General features: G+C 70.1%; 13 protein-coding genes. 5 read left to right on the top strand and 8 right to left on the bottom strand.

The features are described 5' to 3' along the window. The first annotated feature begins 74 nt into the window (after nt 1-74). Nucleotides 75-1,085: a helix-turn-helix transcriptional regulator gene (locus ACIRC0_RS17260; protein ID WP_403616987.1), complete on the top strand. Its 1,011-nt coding sequence runs from the start codon at nt 75-77 to the stop codon at nt 1,083-1,085. A 12-nt stretch (nt 1,086-1,097) separates the two neighbouring features. On the opposite strand, the gene ACIRC0_RS17265 is transcribed toward ACIRC0_RS17260, so the two are convergent. Both ACIRC0_RS17265 and ACIRC0_RS17270 read right to left on the bottom strand, forming a co-directional pair. Beyond that, nucleotides 1,098-2,135 carry a LuxR C-terminal-related transcriptional regulator gene (locus ACIRC0_RS17265; protein WP_403616988.1) on the bottom strand — a complete coding sequence of 346 codons (1,038 nt, stop codon included), beginning with the start codon at nt 2,133-2,135 and terminating at the stop codon, nt 1,098-1,100. Between the two features lie 363 nt (nt 2,136-2,498). Then, on the bottom strand, nt 2,499-3,605 hold the full coding sequence (locus ACIRC0_RS17270; RefSeq protein ID WP_403616989.1) for a sugar ABC transporter substrate-binding protein: 1,107 nt from the start codon (nt 3,603-3,605) through the stop codon (nt 2,499-2,501). A 448-nt stretch (nt 3,606-4,053) separates the two neighbouring features. Between ACIRC0_RS17270 and ACIRC0_RS17275 the strand changes: the two genes are divergently transcribed. Then, nucleotides 4,054-6,135 (top strand): fibronectin type III domain-containing protein, encoded by a 2,082-nt coding sequence (locus tag ACIRC0_RS17275; RefSeq protein WP_403616990.1) that lies wholly within the window; start codon nt 4,054-4,056, stop codon nt 6,133-6,135. Between the two features lie 84 nt (nt 6,136-6,219). Here ACIRC0_RS17275 and ACIRC0_RS17280 read toward each other — a convergent pair whose 3' ends face one another. From ACIRC0_RS17280 to ACIRC0_RS17305, 6 genes are all read right to left on the bottom strand, one after another. After that, on the bottom strand, nt 6,220-6,669 hold the full coding sequence (locus tag ACIRC0_RS17280; RefSeq protein ID WP_200422233.1) for a heat shock protein transcriptional repressor HspR: 450 nt from the start codon (nt 6,667-6,669) through the stop codon (nt 6,220-6,222). A 4-nt stretch (nt 6,670-6,673) separates the two neighbouring features. Next, nucleotides 6,674-7,840 (bottom strand): molecular chaperone DnaJ, encoded by a 1,167-nt coding sequence (gene dnaJ, locus ACIRC0_RS17285; RefSeq protein WP_403616991.1) that lies wholly within the window; start codon nt 7,838-7,840, stop codon nt 6,674-6,676. A 39-nt stretch (nt 7,841-7,879) separates the two neighbouring features. After that, nucleotides 7,880-8,539 carry a nucleotide exchange factor GrpE gene (grpE, locus tag ACIRC0_RS17290; protein ID WP_403616992.1) on the bottom strand — a complete coding sequence of 220 codons (660 nt, stop codon included), beginning with the start codon at nt 8,537-8,539 and terminating at the stop codon, nt 7,880-7,882. Continuing rightward, on the bottom strand, nt 8,536-10,383 hold the full coding sequence (gene dnaK, locus ACIRC0_RS17295; RefSeq protein WP_200422230.1) for a molecular chaperone DnaK: 1,848 nt from the start codon (nt 10,381-10,383) through the stop codon (nt 8,536-8,538). Before dnaK ends, grpE begins: the two co-directional genes overlap by 4 nt. Nucleotides 10,384-10,598: 215 nt before the next feature. Further along, nucleotides 10,599-11,210 carry a low molecular weight phosphatase family protein gene (locus tag ACIRC0_RS17300; protein ID WP_403616993.1) on the bottom strand — a complete coding sequence of 204 codons (612 nt, stop codon included), beginning with the start codon at nt 11,208-11,210 and terminating at the stop codon, nt 10,599-10,601. After that, entirely contained in the window at nt 11,207-12,688 is a 1,482-nt protein-coding gene (locus tag ACIRC0_RS17305) for a polysaccharide biosynthesis tyrosine autokinase (protein WP_403616994.1), read from the bottom strand. The genes ACIRC0_RS17300 and ACIRC0_RS17305 overlap by 4 nt, the downstream gene beginning before the upstream one ends. A gap of 361 nt (nt 12,689-13,049) precedes the next feature. On the opposite strand from ACIRC0_RS17305, the gene ACIRC0_RS17310 reads away from it, so the two are divergent. From ACIRC0_RS17310 to ACIRC0_RS17320, 3 genes are read left to right on the top strand one after another with little or no spacing between them, the layout of a single operon-like run. Continuing rightward, the gene (locus tag ACIRC0_RS17310) at nt 13,050-13,697 is read left to right on the top strand and encodes a hypothetical protein (RefSeq protein ID WP_403616995.1); all 648 of its coding nucleotides are present in this window, start codon (nt 13,050-13,052) and stop codon (nt 13,695-13,697) included. Continuing rightward, nucleotides 13,694-15,541 carry a DUF4012 domain-containing protein gene (locus ACIRC0_RS17315; protein WP_403616996.1) on the top strand — a complete coding sequence of 616 codons (1,848 nt, stop codon included), beginning with the start codon at nt 13,694-13,696 and terminating at the stop codon, nt 15,539-15,541. Before ACIRC0_RS17310 ends, ACIRC0_RS17315 begins: the two co-directional genes overlap by 4 nt. Next, a complete protein-coding gene (locus tag ACIRC0_RS17320) occupies nt 15,534-16,355 on the top strand; it encodes a glutaminyl-peptide cyclotransferase (protein ID WP_403616997.1) in 822 nt (273 codons plus the stop codon). The genes ACIRC0_RS17315 and ACIRC0_RS17320 overlap by 8 nt, the downstream gene beginning before the upstream one ends. The last annotated feature ends 164 nt before the right edge of the window (nt 16,356-16,519 follow it).

A 16,519-nucleotide genomic window follows, 5' to 3' on the forward strand; every position in this document is an offset into this window, starting at 1 on the left:
CTTCCCCCGTGCCACCAAGACGATGGCTCATTCAGGCACGTCAATGCCACAGGGTCGATGCATCATGTTCCTGCATGTTCAGGACCCTGGGGGGTGGAGATTTGCCTAATAACTATCCGAAAGGGACACATCCACACGCGATTACCGATCTCTGCGAGGAGGGGACACAGCTCTACGCAAGCGCGTTGAGCACCGGCCGTATAGCCCGGTCGGAGATCAAGGACGCTCCCTGCCTCCTCGAGTTCGCGTTGCTGCACCCGGATCCTGACGACGAGAACTGGTTGCGGCCGGTTCCGCCCTCCGTCGCGCTCGCCCAACGGCTGCATCCGCTGGAGCGGGAGATCCTGGACCGCCGGCGGATCTCCATCGAACTGACCGAATCCTTCGAGCCGTTCATGGCGCTCAGCGCCCTGGCCCCCGCCCCCACCCATGCCATCACCGTGCTCGAGGGCTCCGACCGGATCAACGCGGCGCTCAATCTCGCGACGGCCGAATGCCGTCACGAGGTCCTGACCGTCCAGCCGGGCGGCGGACGCAGCGAGCACATCCTGAGGCAGGCCCTCGAGCGGGACCGGCCCCTGATGGAGCGCGGCGTGAGCATGCGCACGCTCTACCAGCACACGGTGCGCCACAGTCTGGGAACCATGGCGTACGTCGACGTCATGTCACGCGGCAAGGTCGAGATCCGCACGCTGGAGGAACTCATAGGGCGGCTCATCATCTGCGACGAGACCGTCGCCTTCGTCCCGGCGCACGACGACCAGCAAGTGGCCCTGGAACTCCGCCATCCCGGCCTCGTCAAGTATCTGATCAAGGTCTTCGAGCACCTCTGGCGCCGCGCCACCCCCCTGCGCGAGGAAGTGCCCTACGAACCCCCCCGCGACGGCATCACCGGCGTCCAGCACTCCATCGCCAAGCTTCTGGTGGAGGGTCACGTCGACGAGGCCATCGCCCGCCGGCTGGGGATGAACGTCCGCACCTGCCGGGCCCACATCGCCAAGCTGGCCCAGGCCCTGGGCAGCGGCAGCCGCGCCCAACTCGGCTACCTCATCGCCCGGTCGGGCATCCTGGAGGAGGAGCACTGAAGCGCGGGGGTTCTACAGCTCGGTCGGGGATTGCGGAGCGCCCGGAGCGGTGACCGGCAGCAACTCGGGCGCGTGCGGCGGACCGTCCAGGCCCGCCTGGGCGATCCTCACCCCGAGTTGCGTACGGCTCGCCGCGCCCAGGGTCTCGGACAGCCGGGCGATGTGCGCGCGGCAGGTGCGGACGCTGATGCCCAGCCGTTCGGCGACCACCGCGTCCTGGTGGCCCTCGGCGAGCAGCGCCGCGATGGAGCGCTCCCGGTGGGTGATGCCGTCGATGCCCGTCTCGGGCAGCGGCGAGGTGAGCGGGATCGCCAGGCGCCACAGGCGTTCGAAGACGGTCACCAGGTACTCGATGATGGCCGGATGGCGCAGCTCCAGCGCGATCGTGCGGTCCGCGTTCGCGGGGATGAAGGCGACGGTGCGGTCGAAGACGATCAGCCGCTCGGGCACCTCGTCCAGGGTGCGCGCCTCGGCCGCCTCGCCCATCAGCTCCATGTAGGTGTGCAGGCCCTGGCCGTGCCGGGCGACATGCGTGTACAGGTCGCGCATGCGCACGCCCCGGCGGCGCATCTCCAGCGCCCGCGGCAGGCCCTCGGCCAGTTCGTCCTCGCGGCGGATACCGCCCGGCTGCACGGTCAGCACCTCGGTCGTGCACTGTTCCGTCGCCTCGTCCATGGCGGCGCGGATCCGCGTCAGCCCGTCCAGCACACGGATCGCCACGCCCTCCTGGGAGCCCTGCTCACGGCCGCCCAGCCCGGCGTACCACTCGACGGCGGCCACCGCCGTGCCGACCCGCGCCCGACTCGCGGAGACCTCCTCGTGCACCCCGCGCAGCAGCCGGGTCATGACCTCCTGCGGGGCGGTGGGCACCAGCCAGTCCATGTCGTCGGGGTCGGGGTGCAGCAGCGCCAGCTCCAGCAGGCACGGCACCTTCGCGGCGTCGGCGCGGGGCACCCGGCCGCGACGCACGGCCCGGGAGTACACGCGGGTCCCGGCCTCGCAGAGCCGGTCAGCGCCGTGCGGATGCGCGTCCGTCCCGTGCCCGGCCATCTTCCACCCCTGGCTTACGACTCCTGGCCTCCGCGTCCCGCGCGACGCGGCCCGCCGGCGACTCCCTCACGCACCCGGACGCGCGCCGTCCGCGCCGCGCCGCGCACGCCTTCGCAGCGCAACTATGCGCGGACCCGCCCGCCACCGCAACACGGCTCCCCCGCTACAACGCCCGCTCTTGCCCGGGATCATGCCGGTTCCACCCCACCTCCGGAACTCCCGCTGCACCAAGCTGACGGGGCCGTTGGCGGAACACCCTGATCCGGAAAGGCCGCGACCCGCGCCCCTTCAGGGGCGCGGGTCGCAGGGGGCACGGTCGGGGTCAGGGCCGGCACGCGGGCCGCCCGGTCCCCCGAAGGCGCGCTAGCGCAGGCCGATCGCGGAGCAGTCCGCCTTGTACTTCGTGGTGCAGATGTCCTTGACGGTGTAGATGCCGTCCTGGATCACCGTGTCCTTGATGTTGTCCTTCGTGAGGGCGACCACCGGCACGAGCATCGACGGGATGTTCTTCTCCGTCGGGCTGTCGACATGGTCACGGGTCAGTGCGTCGAACTCGATCGAGCGGCCCTGGACCTTGGCCACGGCCATCTCCGCGGCGTTGTTCGCCTCCTCCGGGTACGACTTGTACACGCTCATGTACTGCTCACCGGAGACGATCCGTTGCACCGCGTCCAGCGCCGCGTCCTGCCCGGTCACGGGCGGGACCTTGCTGACGCCCGCCTCCTTCAGCGCGTCGATGACGGCGCCGGCCATGCCGTCGTTCGCGGAGTAGACCGCGGCGATGTTGCTCAGCCCGACGGCCCGGATCGCCTCGGCCATGTTCGCCTTGGCGTTCTCCGGCTTCCAGTCCTTGGTGTCGAAGGACTTGACGATGTTGACCTTGCCCTGGAGCTCGCTGAGCGCGCCCTCCTTGAACTGCGCCGCGTTCGGGTCGGTGGGCGAGCCGTTCATCATGACGATCTTGCTGCCCGCGGCCTTGGCGCCGAGCGCGTCCATGAGGGCGCGGCCCTGCACCTGGCCGACCAGTTCGTTGTCGAAGGAGATGTACGCGTCGATGGGGCCCTGGGCGAGCCGGTCGTAGGCGATGACCGGGATGCCCGCGTCCTTGGCCTTCTGCACGCCCGGCGCGATGGCCTTGGCGTCGACCGCGTCCACCAGCAGCACGTCCACCTTGTCGGCGATCATCTGGTCGAGCTGCTTGTTCTGCGTGGCCGCGTCGGCGTCGGCGTTCGCGTACAAGACCTTGCCCTTGTTGTCGGTGAGGGAGGCGACCTGCTTCTCGATGATGGGGTAGTCGAACCTGTCGTACCGCGGGTTCTCCTTCTCGGGCAGAAGGAGACCGACCGTGATGTCGTTGCCCTTCTTCGGGGTGGCGGAGCTGCTGCTGCCGCCGACTCCGTCGATGACGCCGCACGCGGCGAGCGAGACGGCCGACGCCGAGGCGGCCAGGGCTATGGCGGTACGACGCACAGCGGTCCTACGGGTGGTACGAACGTTCACATCAGGTGCCTTCCGGGCGAGGGAGCAGCGTTGCGACCCAGGTGGCTGAAAGCCAACGCGGGGACGGTGGGCAGCGTCAAGAACTACCGGTTAACGAGATGGCAACAGGATCACTGTGCAAGTCAAGTGAAAACCAAGAGAACGTTGCGTGGGGGCTGTTTCCACGCCTCAGCCTGACGTCGGCCGACCCCGTCACCTGGAGCGATCGACAACTGACGTGCGGTCAACTACCCGGCTGGGGCGTCATATTGGTCAAATACCGGGAAACGTGATCCGCATCACGCGCCGACAGACACGTGTCACCGCCCTCACCCCCCGAAAAGTCAGCGAAAAGTAAAGTTCCTGTACAACCTCTCCCTCGCCTCACGGGTCGTGATCACAAACGCCTCGCCGCGTCCCGATCCGATCAGAGGACCGAATGAACCCAGCCAGACGACGCACGACCGCCACGGCGGCCACCGCCGTCGTGCTCGCCACCGCGGGCGGCCTGCTCACCACCGTCACCACACCCGCCTCCGCGGCGACCACCTGCACCTCACCGGTGTTCAAGCGGCAGTTCTTCGCGAACACCACCTTCTCGGGCACCCCGAAGAAGACCGACTGCGACAGCACGGTCAACGAGAACTGGGGCACGGGCGCCCCGGCTTCGGGCCTGCCCAGCAACAACTTCTCCGTCCGCTGGACCCTCACCCGCGACTTCGGCTCCGGCGGCCCCTTCGCCTTCACGGTCAGCACCCAGGACGGCATCCGCGTCTACCTCGACGGCACCCGCAAGGTCGACATCTGGAAGAACGTCTCCACCACCCAGAAGAAGACCGTCAACGCCACCATCCCGTCCGGCAAGCACACCCTGCGGGTGGACTACGTCAACTGGACGGGCACGGCGAACGTCTCGTTCTCCTACGCGCCGCGTACGTCGGCCACGGTCGACAAGGTCAAGCCCCTGACCCCTACCGGCGCTTCGGTCTCCTACGACAGGACCACCGGCAAGGCGAAGGTGGTCTGGGCGAAGAACAACGAGATGGACCTCGCGGGCTACCGGGTCCACCGGCGGCTGAAGGGCTCCTCCTACCCCGGTAAGCCGCTGGCGACGACCACCTCCACCACGTACACCGACACCCCGCCGCCGACCGGCGAGACCTACTACTACGAGGTCCGCGCGTACGACAAGGCCGGCAACGAGTCGGCGGGCACGGCCGACCTGCCCGTGGTCACCCCCGACCTCACCGGTCCGGCAGCGCCCTCGGGGCTCAGCGCGCACGGCGACCTGTACGGCATGGTGATCGCCTGGAACCCCGTACCGGACGCCGCCGGGTACGAGTTGTACGAGCGGGACCCGGCCACCGGGACGAACACCCGCCTGGAGAAGCTCACCGGCACGTCCTACACCCACTACATGGGGCAGTCCGCGACCCAGCACACCTATGTCGTACGGGCCTACGACGCGGCCGGGAACGCGGGAGCGTACTCGGCTCCCGTCACCTCCGACAGCCTCGACCGCACCCCACCGGCGCCGCCCCACGGCCTGCGGGCCGTCCCCGACCGGGCCGAGGTGGCCCTGTACTGGTACGCGCCGCAGGACCCCACCTCCGACGAGCTGGACAGCGGCGCCCACTTCGCGGTCCTCCGCTCCAAGGGCGGCACGCTCGGCGCCGACTCGGTGAAGGTCGCCTGCAAGGACCCGGACCAAGGCAGCGGCATCGGCGCGGACGTCGAGTACATCTGCAAGGACCTCGACTGGGAACCCGACACCACCTACACCTACGGCGTCACCTTCACCGACGGCAGCGGCAATGTGTCGAAGGCGTCCGACACCGTCACCGTCACCACCGCCGACTTCACCGCCCCGCGCCCGCTGACGGGCCTGACGGCCACCCCGCGGGCCGACGGCGTGGCCCTGCGGTGGGACCGGCCCGTGGACGACGACGTCGTCTCCTACCGTGTCCTGGCCGGGAAACGGCGCGCCGACGGCACCGTGGACTGGCTGGCCGGGCCGATGTGCGACGACGCGCCCGACGACCCGCTCGCGGCCCTGTGCCCGGACGTGCCGAACGGCGAGACCTACGTCTTCACGGTCATCGCACGGGACAAGTGGGGCAACTCGATGTCCGCCAACGACCCGTCGGCCCCGCAGGTGACCGCGACCGAGCTGACGATCGCCCCCGGCGAGCCCATCGGCGCCGACCAGGGACCGCTGTACGGCTCCGGCGGCTGGCACCGGGGAAGCGAGGACATCGCCCCAACCCTCTGGGACTGCCGCGGCGACACCTGCGGCGACATCAAGGAGTTCCGGGTCAGCCGCTGGAACCCCGCGACCGAGACGTACGACTTCCTGGCCACCGTCCCCGCGGAGAAGCCGGAGTCGGAGTACTACTTCTCCTACCTCGACCCCACCCAGCCGCTCGGCACCATCTCGTACTACCGGGTGGTCGGGGTCCGTGCCGACGGCAGCGAGACCGCGCCGGCGCATCCCTACCGGATCCGGCCGGATCTGCTCTGAGGCACCCGAGGCGCCTTTCGCCGCGCATGCCGAAGGGGCCGGGAGGATTGACTCCTCCCGGCCCCTTCGGCGTCGGATGTCCCCTCAGTCCTGCTGCTGCCGCTTCGGCCGCCACACCACCAGCGCGCTGGTCTGCTGGACCTCCTGATACGGCACCAGGTCCCGGCGGTAGGACGCGTGGACGGCCGCCTCCCGCTGGCGCATCGCCGCCGCCGCGCCGTCGAGGGCGTCCTGAAGCTCCGCGACGCGGGACTGGAGCGCGGCGACCTGGTTCTCCAGTTCGATGATGCGCTTGATTCCGGCCAGGTTGATGCCCTCGTCCTGCGACAACTGCTGCACCTGGCGGAGCAGTTCGATGTCACGGGCCGAGTAGCGCCGGCCCCGCCCCGCGGTGCGGTCCGGGGACACGAGGCCCAGGCGGTCGTACTGGCGCAGCGTCTGCGGGTGCAGTCCGGAGAGCTGGGCCGCCACCGAGATGACGTAGACCGGGGTGTCCTCGGTCAGCTCATACGGGTTGCGTCGACGGCCGTCCATCTGGTCATGCTCCCTTCGCGGCCTGGAACAGCTCCGCCCGCGGGTCCTCGCCCGCGGTCGCCTCGCGATACGCCTCCAGCGCGTCACGAGCCTTCCCCGACACGTCCTTCGGGACACTCACCTCCACGGTGACCAACAGGTCGCCGCGGGTGCCGTCCTTGCGGACCGCGCCCTTTCCACGGGCGCGCATCGTACGCCCGTTCGGCGTGCCGGGGGGCAGCTTCAGCGTCACCGGGGGCCCGCCGAGGGTGGGCACCCGGATGTCGGCGCCGAGCGCCGCCTCCGCGAACGTCACGGGAACGGTGACCGTCAGGTTGTCGCCCTTGCGGCCGAAGACGGGGTGCGGATTGACGTGCACGACCACGTACAGGTCGCCGGCCGGGCCGCCCCGCTCGCCGGGCGCGCCCTTGCCGCGCAGCCGGATGCGCTGCCCGTCGGACACGCCCGCCGGGATGCGCACCTGCATCGTCCGGGACGACTTGGCCCGGCCGCTGCCCTTGCAGACCTCGCACGGGTGCTCCGCGATCAGCCCGCGGCCCTTGCAGTCCGGGCACGGGTCGGTCAGCGAGAAGCCGCCGCCCGAGCCGCGCGCCACCTGCCCGGTGCCGACACAGGTCGGGCACACGCGCGGCGTGCCGTTCTTGTCGCCGGTACCCGAACAGGCCTTGCACGGTGACTGCGAGGACATGCGCAGCGGCACGGTCGCCCCGTCCACCGCCTCCATGAAGCTCAGCGTGACCTCGGACTCGATGTCCTGGCCGCGCCTGGGCTGCGTACGCGTGCCCGCGCCGCCGCCACGGTTGAACAGGCCCCCGAAGACGTCACCGAGACCACCGCCGAAGCCGCCCCCGGCGCCGCCCTGGCCTCCGAAGAGGTCGCCCAGGTCGAAGTTGAACGAGCCGCCCGCCCCGGGGCCGGGACGGAAGCCGCCGTTGCCGAACAGGGCGCGGGCCTCGTCGTACTCCTTGCGCTTCTTGGGGTCGCCGAGGACGTCGTTCGCCTCGGAGATCTCCTTGAAACGTTCCTCCGCCTTGGCGTTGCCCTTGTTGGCGTCCGGGTGGAACTCGCGGGCGAGCTTCCGGTACGCCTTCTTGATCTCGGCCTCGGTGGCGTCCTTGGGGACGCCGAGGACCTTGTAGTAGTCCTTCTCGATGAAGTCCTTGGTGCTCATCCCCGACGCCCCTCCTTCCCTACGCGTTCGTGGTGTACGTCAGCCCTCGTCCGGGCCACCGTTCTCCTTGTCGTCGCCCGCCTCGCCGGTCTCCTCGGCCTTGACCGTCTGCGCTCCCGGCTGCGGCTCGGCGACGGCCACCCGCGCGGGGCGGATGGTGCGCTCGCCGAAGCGATACCCGGGCTGCAGAATCGCCACGCACGTCGTCTCGGTGACGTCCGGCGCGTAGCTGTGCATCAGGGCCTCGTGGATGGTCGGGTCGAAGGGCTCGCCCTCCTTGCCGAACTGCTGCAGACCCATCTTCGCCGCGACGGTCTCCAGCGACTCGGCGACGGACTTGAAACCGCCCACCAGTTCGCCGTGTTCCCGTGCGCGGCCGATGTCGTCGAGCACGGGCAGGAGCTCGGTCAGGAGGTTCGCGATGGCGATCTCCTTGACCGTGATCCGGTCGCGCTCGACGCGGCGGCGGTAGTTCTGGTACTCGGCCTGGAGGCGCTGGAGGTCCGCCGTGCGCTCGCCGAGCGCCTTGCGCACCTGGTCCAGCTGGGCCACCAGACCGGCGTTGTTGTCGCTTGCGTCCCCCGCCGGGGCCGCCGCCTCCTCCGAAGAGGGGGAGGCGGCCTGCGGCTCGGCGTCATCAGGGGTGGCGCCGGAGGGGACGTCGGGCTTCTCCTCGAAGCCCGGGGTCTCCTCCGTCACGCGGCACCGTCCTTCCGCTCGTCGTCGACGATCTCGGCGTCCACCACGTCGTCGTCGGCCTTGGCCTCACCTGCACCGGCCGAGGCACCGCCGGCGGCGGCCTGCGCGGCCTGGGCGTCGGCGTACATCGCCTGGCCGAGCTTCTGCGAGACGGCCGCGACCTTCTCGGTGGCGGAGCGGATCTCGGCCGTGTCCTCGCCCTTGAGCTTCTCCTTCAGCTCGGCGACGGCGGCCTCGACCTCGGTCTTGATCTCGCCCGGGACCTTGTCCTCGTTGTCCTTGAGGAACTTCTCGGTCTGGTAGACGAGCTGCTCGCCCTGGTTGCGGGCCTCGGCGGCCTCGCGGCGCTTGTGGTCCTCCTCCGCGTAGCGCTCGGCCTCCTCACGCATGCGGTCGACCTCTTCCTTCGGGAGCGAGGAGCCGCCGGTGACGGTCATCTTCTGCTCCTTGCCGGTGCCGAGGTCCTTCGCCGTGACGTGCATGATGCCGTTGGCGTCGATGTCGAAGGAGACCTCGATCTGCGGGACGCCACGCGGCGCCGGCGGCAGACCGGTCAGCTCGAACATGCCGAGCTTCTTGTTGTACGCCGCGATCTCGCGCTCGCCCTGGTAGACCTGGATCTGCACGGACGGCTGGTTGTCCTCGGCCGTGGTGAAGATCTCGGACCGCTTGGTCGGGATCGTGGTGTTGCGCTCGATCAGCTTGGTCATGATGCCGCCCTTGGTCTCGATGCCGAGGGACAGCGGGGTGACGTCGAGGAGCAGGACGTCCTTGACCTCACCCTTGAGGACACCGGCCTGGAGCGAGGCGCCGATGGCGACGACCTCGTCCGGGTTCACACCCTTGTTGGCCTCCTTGCCGCCGGTCAGCTCCTTGACGAGCTCGGCGACGGCGGGCATACGGGTGGAGCCACCGACGAGGACGACGTGGTCGATCTCGTTGATGGAGATGCCGGCGTCCTTGATCACGTTGTGGAACGGCGTCTTGCACCGCTCCAGCAGGTCCGCGGTCAGCTGCTGGAACTGGGCGCGGGTCAGCTTCTCGTCGAGGTGCAGCGGGCCCTCGGCCGAGGCGGTGATGTAGGGCAGGTTGATCGAGGTCTCGGTGGACGAGGACAGCTCGATCTTCGCCTTCTCGGCAGCCTCACGCAGACGCTGCAGAGCCATCTTGTCCTTGGACAGGTCCACGCCGTGACCGGACTGGAACTGCTTGACCAGGTAGTCGACGATGCGCTGGTCCCAGTCGTCACCACCGAGGTGGTTGTCACCGTTGGTGGCCTTCACCTCGACGACGCCGTCGCCGATCTCCAGGAGGGACACGTCGAAGGTGCCGCCACCGAGGTCGAAGACGAGGATCGTCTGGTCGTCCTTGTCGAGGCCGTAGGCCAGGGCGGCGGCGGTCGGCTCGTTGACGATACGGAGCACGTTCAGACCGGCGATCTCGCCGGCCTCCTTCGTGGCCTGCCGCTCGGAGTCGTTGAAGTACGCCGGGACGGTGATGACCGCGTCGGTCACCTTCTCGCCCAGGTACGCCTCGGCGTCCCGCTTCAGCTTCTGCAGGATGAACGCGGAGATCTGCTGCGGGTTGAAGTCCTTGCCGTCCAGCGAGATCTTCCAGTCGGTGCCCATGTGGCGCTTCACCGAGCGGATGGTCCGGTCCACGTTCGTGACCGCCTGGCGCTTGGCGACCTCGCCGACCAGCACCTCGCCGTTCTTGGCGAAGGCGACGACGGACGGCGTGGTCCTGGCACCCTCGGCGTTGGTGATGACGGTGGGCTCGCCGCCCTCCAGAACGCTGACGACGGAGTTAGTCGTGCCCAGGTCGATGCCGACCGCACGTGCCATGGTGAATCCTCCAGCTGACTTGAGTGGAACAGGCTCAAGGATGCACGAGGGTCGGCGCGGCGTCAACAGAGCTGAGTCAGAGGGACTCAACTTTCATCCGGCGATGTTCGGCAATCAGGGAATCACCGCAGGTGGCAGGGGTGGAGCCCGAGCGCACCCCTATGCAAAAGCCGAGTGACGCCCGGGCCCTGCAGGACCCACGGAGTCGGCGGGGATCACGAAAGAGGGGAAAGAGAAGAGTTTCTCTCTTCCGACCCGTTTCGTCCCCCCATCGATGATGCACCCCCTTCGCCCATGCCCCACAGCCGGGCCATCCCGCTCACCGCCCCGTCGATCTCCCGGGCGCACTCGTACAGCTCCTGCCGGGGTCTGCCCCAGGGGTCCGGGATGTCGTCGTCGGCCGGCGGGACGGGGGCCGTGGCCCCCCGGCGGGCGGCGGCGGCCGCCACCACGGCTTCGAAACCGCCCACCCCCCTGTCGCACTCGTGCGCGAGCCGCACGAACTCCCTCAGCGTGAAGCAGCGCCGCATCGCCCACGGAGCGAGCCGCACCGCCGCCTCCCGATGCTCGCGCGCGAGCCCCAGGACCAGCGCGGCTTCCGCGACGAGCTGGGCCGTGAGCGGGCGGGAGACGAACCCGGAGCCGTCACCGCCCAGCTCCTCCAGTACCGCCCTGGTGGTGTCCTCCATGGGAGAGCGGTGCCAGGCCTCCGTGCCGGCACTCTCCGGCCGCAGGGAGGACCCGGGCGGGAGCCGCGCGGCCAGCAGCCGCTCGGCGAGTACCGAGCGGTGCACGTTGCCCGTGCAGACGAAGAGGATGCGGGTCATCGCCGACCTGTCACACGTGTGCCCGCGGGTGCGGCCGCCTCCGTCAGCTGAGCCGACGCACGGGGCGCGGGCAGTTCGCCGTAGCCCCCGTAGCCGTAGGCGCCGTATCCGCCGTAGCGGCCACCCTTGGAGACCGGGGCCATGCTGAAGACGGTGCCGAGGACGCGTACGCCCACGCGCTCCAGCGACTCGGCGGCGGTGCGCACCTGGTCCCGGCTGGTCTTCGCGGCGCGCACGACAAGGAGAGCGCCCTGGGCGAGCGAGGCGAGCCCCACGGTGTCGGCGACCGGCAGCAGTGGCGCGGTGTCGACGATCACCACCTCGTAGATGTCCGCCAGCTCCCTCAGCACCTCCTCCATACGCGCCGAGGCCAGCAGCTCCGTCGGGTTCGGCGGTACGGCGCCGCTGGCGAGCACCGAGAGCCCGCCGGCGACCTGCTGCATGACGTCCTCGATGCGCGCCTGGCCGATGAGCACCGTGGTCAGCCCCGCGTCCTGGACGAGACCGAAGGTCGAGGCCACGCTCGGGCGGCGCAGGTCGCCGTCCACCAGGCAGGTGGACACGCCGGCCTCGGCGAGCGAAAGGGCGAGGTTGACCGAGGTGTTGGTCTTGCCCTCCCCGGGCACAGAACTCGTCACCACGATGATCCGCGGCGGATCGTCGACCTGCGAGAACTGCAGGTTGGTGCGCAGCTTGCGGAAGGCCTCGGCCCGCTTGGAGTGCCCGTCGGTGCTGACGAGCGGTCGCCTGGGGGCGTTTCGGTCGTACGGGATGGTGCCGAGGCCGGGCAGGGCGAGGAACTCGCCCAGCGCCTCGCCCGTCTTGAACGTCGTGTCGAGCATCTCCCGCAGCGCGACCAGCCCGGCACCGAGCAGCAGCCCCGCGAGCACGCCCGCGCCCAGGTTCAGCAGCGGGCGGGGCGAGACCGGAACGACAGGGGCGACGGCTTCCTGGGTGACACCCAGGGACACCGGTGAGACGGGCGCGTCGTCACCGCCCGCACCCTTCTTCCTGGCTTGCTTGGTGTCGGCCGGACGCTTGGGCGTCTCCAGCTGCTCGACGACCGAAATGAACCGTTCCGCCACGGCGTTGGCGATGCGCGCCGCACGCCGGGGCGCGGTATCACGGACGGTGATGTCGATGAGCACGGTGTTGAGGGGGGCGACGGCGGTGATCCGGGACGCCAGCTCCTCCGGCGTGCTGCGCAGCTTCAGCTGTTTCACCACCGGCGCGGTGACCTGACGGGTGGTCACGATTTCGGCGTACGACTGCACGCGCGCCTGCGAGAAGCTCTGCCCCTGATTCAGCTGGGCGGAGTCGTCCCCGGTGCGGGTGGCGACGAAGAGCTGGGTCCTGGCCTCGTAGACGGGGGTGCTCAAGCTCGTCGCGGCGAGAGCCGCCCCGACCGCGAGAACCAGGCAGACCACGACGGTCGGCCAGCGTCTGGCAAGAGCCTTCAGGAATCCGTGGAGATCCAAGCTGCACCCCTCATAGGACTGAGGGAACCACCCGAAGCGGGGCATTTCGTTCCCTATTGCACACAGTGACGATAGGGACTCCCACTCTCCAACTGGGGGAGCCACCCCTGTGTCGGGCGGTCGGACGACTCCCGGTGGCGGGCCCCGGCAGGTCCGGAACTACACCATCCGGTGGCTTCTGGGGGCCGCCACGCCAACAGATGTCGGTATGTCCCATTTATTCCAGGTATCCAGGGCTTGGTACGCAGATCTTGATAACGGCCGACGCTGCAGGTGGCCCGGACAGAAGTCGAGGAGAGTGAAGAAGATGACAGCATCACGCAGATGGCGGGTTGCCCTGGCATCGGCAGCATCGGCTGCCATGCTCGTCGCCGCACCCCTGGTCGCGGCGCAGGGCGCCGCCGCCCAGCCGCCGTATCCGCCAGGATCCGTAGTGACCGTCAGCGACACCACGGTCACGGCCGGAGGCTCGGTGGACTTCGGGACGCCCCCGGGGATCTTCGACCCCGGTACGACCATCACCGTGCTGCTGGAGTCGGATCCGATCGTCCTCGGCCAGTTCCGCGTCAATGAAGACGGGTCGGTGTCGGGAACCGTGACCATCCCGGCGACGGCACCTTCAGGCTGGCATGTCCTCCGGCTCACGTCCGGCGACCGGAGCGTCGGCGTCACCATCTTTGTGATGGGAGGGACCACTTCCACACCGACACCGACACCGACACCGACCAAGAGCCCGACCCACCGGCCCACCCACAAGCCCGGGCACCCCGGCAAGCCGGGACATCACGACCAACATGACGGCGGACACAACGGTTCGCATGGACGTGGCGCAGCCGCCGATCCGGCGGACTATCAGCACCACGACCAGCACCAGCACCCGGCCCACAACGGCAGGAGCCTCGCGGCGACGGGTAACGACAAGGCCCTGGCCCTCGGCGGCACCGCGGCAGCCCTGTTCGTGGCGGGTGGCGGCACGATGCTGGCCGTACGCCGTCGTCGCAGTTCATGACCGTCCAGGAGACCCGTACGGCGGAAACACGGCGTCCCGGCATCGGCCGGGGCGCCGTCCGCTTGCCCAGGGCGGCCCGCCGTCGTGCGCTGTGCATCCTGCTTGCCAGTGCGGCCGTGCCCCTTGCGGGCGCCGTCTGGATCGGCGTCACCGGGCTGCTCGCCCGCTCGGAGCTGCTCGCGGCCCAGCGGAACCTCGACGCGCTACGGCAGTCGGTGGTGGCCGCACCGGCCCACGGCCCGGCCCGGAAGCAGCAATGGGAACAGTCGGTGCGGTCCGCCGCCGCCCGCGCCGCCCGAGCGCACCGCCTCACCACCGGGCCGGCCTGGTACACCGCTGCCCATCTGCCCTTTCTCGGTGACCCGCTCAGAACCGTGCGCGGCGCCGCTTACGCGGCCGACCGGCTGGCCGGGGACGTGCTGGCCCCGTTGACCCGCGCCCTGCCGGTGGCCGCGTCGGACGGCCGCGGCGACGGAATCTCCGGCGCGCTCATGTCCTTGCAGCAGCACGCGCCGGACCTCGTCCGGGCGGCACACGTCGCCACCCAGGTGCAGGCCGACGTGCACGGGCTGCCCGCCTCCACCTGGCTGCCGACGGCCGACCGTGCCCGTGCCGTGCTCACGCGGCAGATCGACCGCCTCGCCCCCGCGATGAACGACGCCTCGGTGGCGGCCCGTGTCCTGCCTCCCCTGCTCGGGGCCCAGGGAGAACGGCGCTATTTCCTCGCGTTCCAGAACATCGCCGAGGCACGCGGCACCGGAGGTCTGCCGGGAGCCTTCGCCCTGCTGCGGGCGGACGGGGGCCGGCTGTCCTTCGAACGGTTCGGCAACAACACCGAGATGGAACCCGTGAAGCCGGACCTCGACCTGGGAGCCGACTTCAACGCCCGCTACGCCGGCAGCGACCCCACCCACGTGTGGCCCAACTCCAACATGAGCCCGCACTTCCCCTACGCGGCCCGTATCTGGGCCGCGGCGTGGCGCAAGCACACCGGCGAGCGCGTGGACGGAGCGATCGCCGTCGATCCCGTCACACTGAGCCGCTTCCTGCGGGTCACCGGTCCGGCCCACATGGCCGACGGCACCGTGCTCACCGCCGACAACGTCGTGGACCTCACCGAACGGGTCAGCTACGCGCGCTACAGCGACGTCGCCCGGCGCAAGGCGTTCTTCGTGGACGCCGCCCGGGCCGCCGCCGGGCCACTGATCACCGCAGCCGACGACAGCAGCCGGCTGCCCGCACTGCTCGTCGCCTTGAACGACGCCCAGCGGGACGGCCGGCTCAAGGTGTGGAGCGCGCACGCCGAGGAGCAGAGCCTCCTCGAGACGCGCCCCTACTCGGGCACGCTCCCGAACACGCCCGGGCCCTTCGCGGGGCTCGTGGTGAACAACGCGGCGGGCTCCAAGCTGGACTACTACCTGGACCGGAGCCTGGTCTGGGAAGCGGGCGCCTGCTCGGGCGGCCGGCGCGCGGTCACCGTGACCATGACCCTGACGAACCGGGCTCCGGCGTCCGGCCTGCCCGGTTACGTCACGCTGCGGGACGACAAGCCGCCCTACCGCACCCGCCCGGGCGACAACCGGCTCCTGCTGTCGTACTACGCCGGGGCCGGAGCGGCCTTCACCGGCGCCACCCTCGACGGTCGCCCGGCGCAGCTGGTGCAGGGCGTCGAACGCGGCCACTCGGTGTTCACGCTGGATATGGAACTGCCGGCCGGCTCCCGCCGCACCCTGGTCCTGCACCTTCTCGAACCCCACGCGAACGGCACCCCCACCCTGCTCCGGCAGCCCCTGGTGACACCGCTGCGGGCCACGGTGAAGCCGGGGGGTGCGTGCGGTGCCTGAGCCTCTGCGGCGGGCGGGCCGTGCCGCCCCCGTCCTCCTCGCGGGCGCACTGCTGCTCGTTTCCTGCCCGGTCTCCCACGCGACGGAACGCCGTACCGAGCGCCTGCGGGTCGAAGTGCTCGAAACCCTCCCGCACGACCCGAAGGCGTTCACCGAGGGCCTGGAGATGGCCTACGGCATGCTGTACGAAGGCACCGGGCTGTCCGGCCAGTCCTCCGTGCGATCCGGGCCCGCGGGCAGACCGCCCACGGTGCGCACCACGCTTCCCGCCCCTCTCTTCGGTGAGGGAATCACCGTGCTGGGTCGCACCCTGTGGCAGCTGACCTGGCGTGACCGGGTCGCCATCGAGCGCAACGCGGTCACGCTGAGGGAACTGCGCCGCGTCCCGTACCCGGACGAGGGGTGGGGCGTCTGCTTCGACCGCGCGCAGCAGCGGGTGGTCACGAGCGACGGTTCCGCGCGGCTGACCTTCCGGGACCCGCGCACGCTCGCCAGGACGAGCGAGGTCACCGTGACCGAAGACGGCCGGCCGATGACGGCGCTGAACGAGCTGGAGTGCGCCGGCGCCTCCGTCTACGCCAACGTGCTCTTCACCGACCGCCTCGTGCGCATCGACCCCGCCACCGGCGTGGTGACCGCGAGTATCGACGCCTCAGGGCTCCTGCACGCCGGCGAGCGCGTCCCCGGCTCCGCCCTGAACGGCATCGCGGCCGTCCCCGGCACGGACCAGTTCCTCATCACGGGCAAGTTCTGGCCCAAGATGTTCCGTGTGACCTTCGTTCCGGCACAGCCGGCGAGCCGCACCGCACGCTGAAGCGGAAGCGAGGCTTCCCACAGCGACGCAGATCACCGCTCACCCCACTACAGTGCGGCGGGAGAAGTGGGTAGTCTCAGACGGACTGCATAAGTTACCGCTTAGTAATCACCACCTTCGGAGTACACAGGAAGTACGACGGAGGAAACCCCTCGCAGGCCCGA

It is taken from the genome of Streptomyces sp. NPDC093984 (genome assembly GCF_044764595.1).
Lineage (GTDB): Bacteria > Actinomycetota > Actinomycetes > Streptomycetales > Streptomycetaceae > Streptomyces > Streptomyces cynarae.

Bases quoted from the DNA above. Each gene is read 5' to 3' on its own strand.
- ACIRC0_RS17315 (WP_403616996.1), top strand. From the start codon at position 13,694: ATGACCGTCCAGGAGACCCGTACGGCGGAAACACGGCGTCCCGGCATC.
- dnaK (WP_200422230.1), bottom strand. From the start codon at position 10,383: ATGGCACGTGCGGTCGGCATCGACCTGGGCACGACTAACTCCGTCGTC.
- ACIRC0_RS17300 (WP_403616993.1), bottom strand. From the start codon at position 11,210: ATGACCCGCATCCTCTTCGTCTGCACGGGCAACGTGCACCGCTCGGTA.
- ACIRC0_RS17310 (WP_403616995.1), top strand. From the start codon at position 13,050: ATGCTCGTCGCCGCACCCCTGGTCGCGGCGCAGGGCGCCGCCGCCCAG.
- ACIRC0_RS17280 (WP_200422233.1), bottom strand. From the start codon at position 6,669: ATGGACGGCCGTCGACGCAACCCGTATGAGCTGACCGAGGACACCCCG.
- ACIRC0_RS17260 (WP_403616987.1), top strand. From the start codon at position 75: ATGTTCAGGACCCTGGGGGGTGGAGATTTGCCTAATAACTATCCGAAA.
- ACIRC0_RS17265 (WP_403616988.1), bottom strand. From the start codon at position 2,135: ATGGCCGGGCACGGGACGGACGCGCATCCGCACGGCGCTGACCGGCTC.
- ACIRC0_RS17275 (WP_403616990.1), top strand. From the start codon at position 4,054: ATGAACCCAGCCAGACGACGCACGACCGCCACGGCGGCCACCGCCGTC.
- dnaJ (WP_403616991.1), bottom strand. From the start codon at position 7,840: ATGAGCACCAAGGACTTCATCGAGAAGGACTACTACAAGGTCCTCGGC.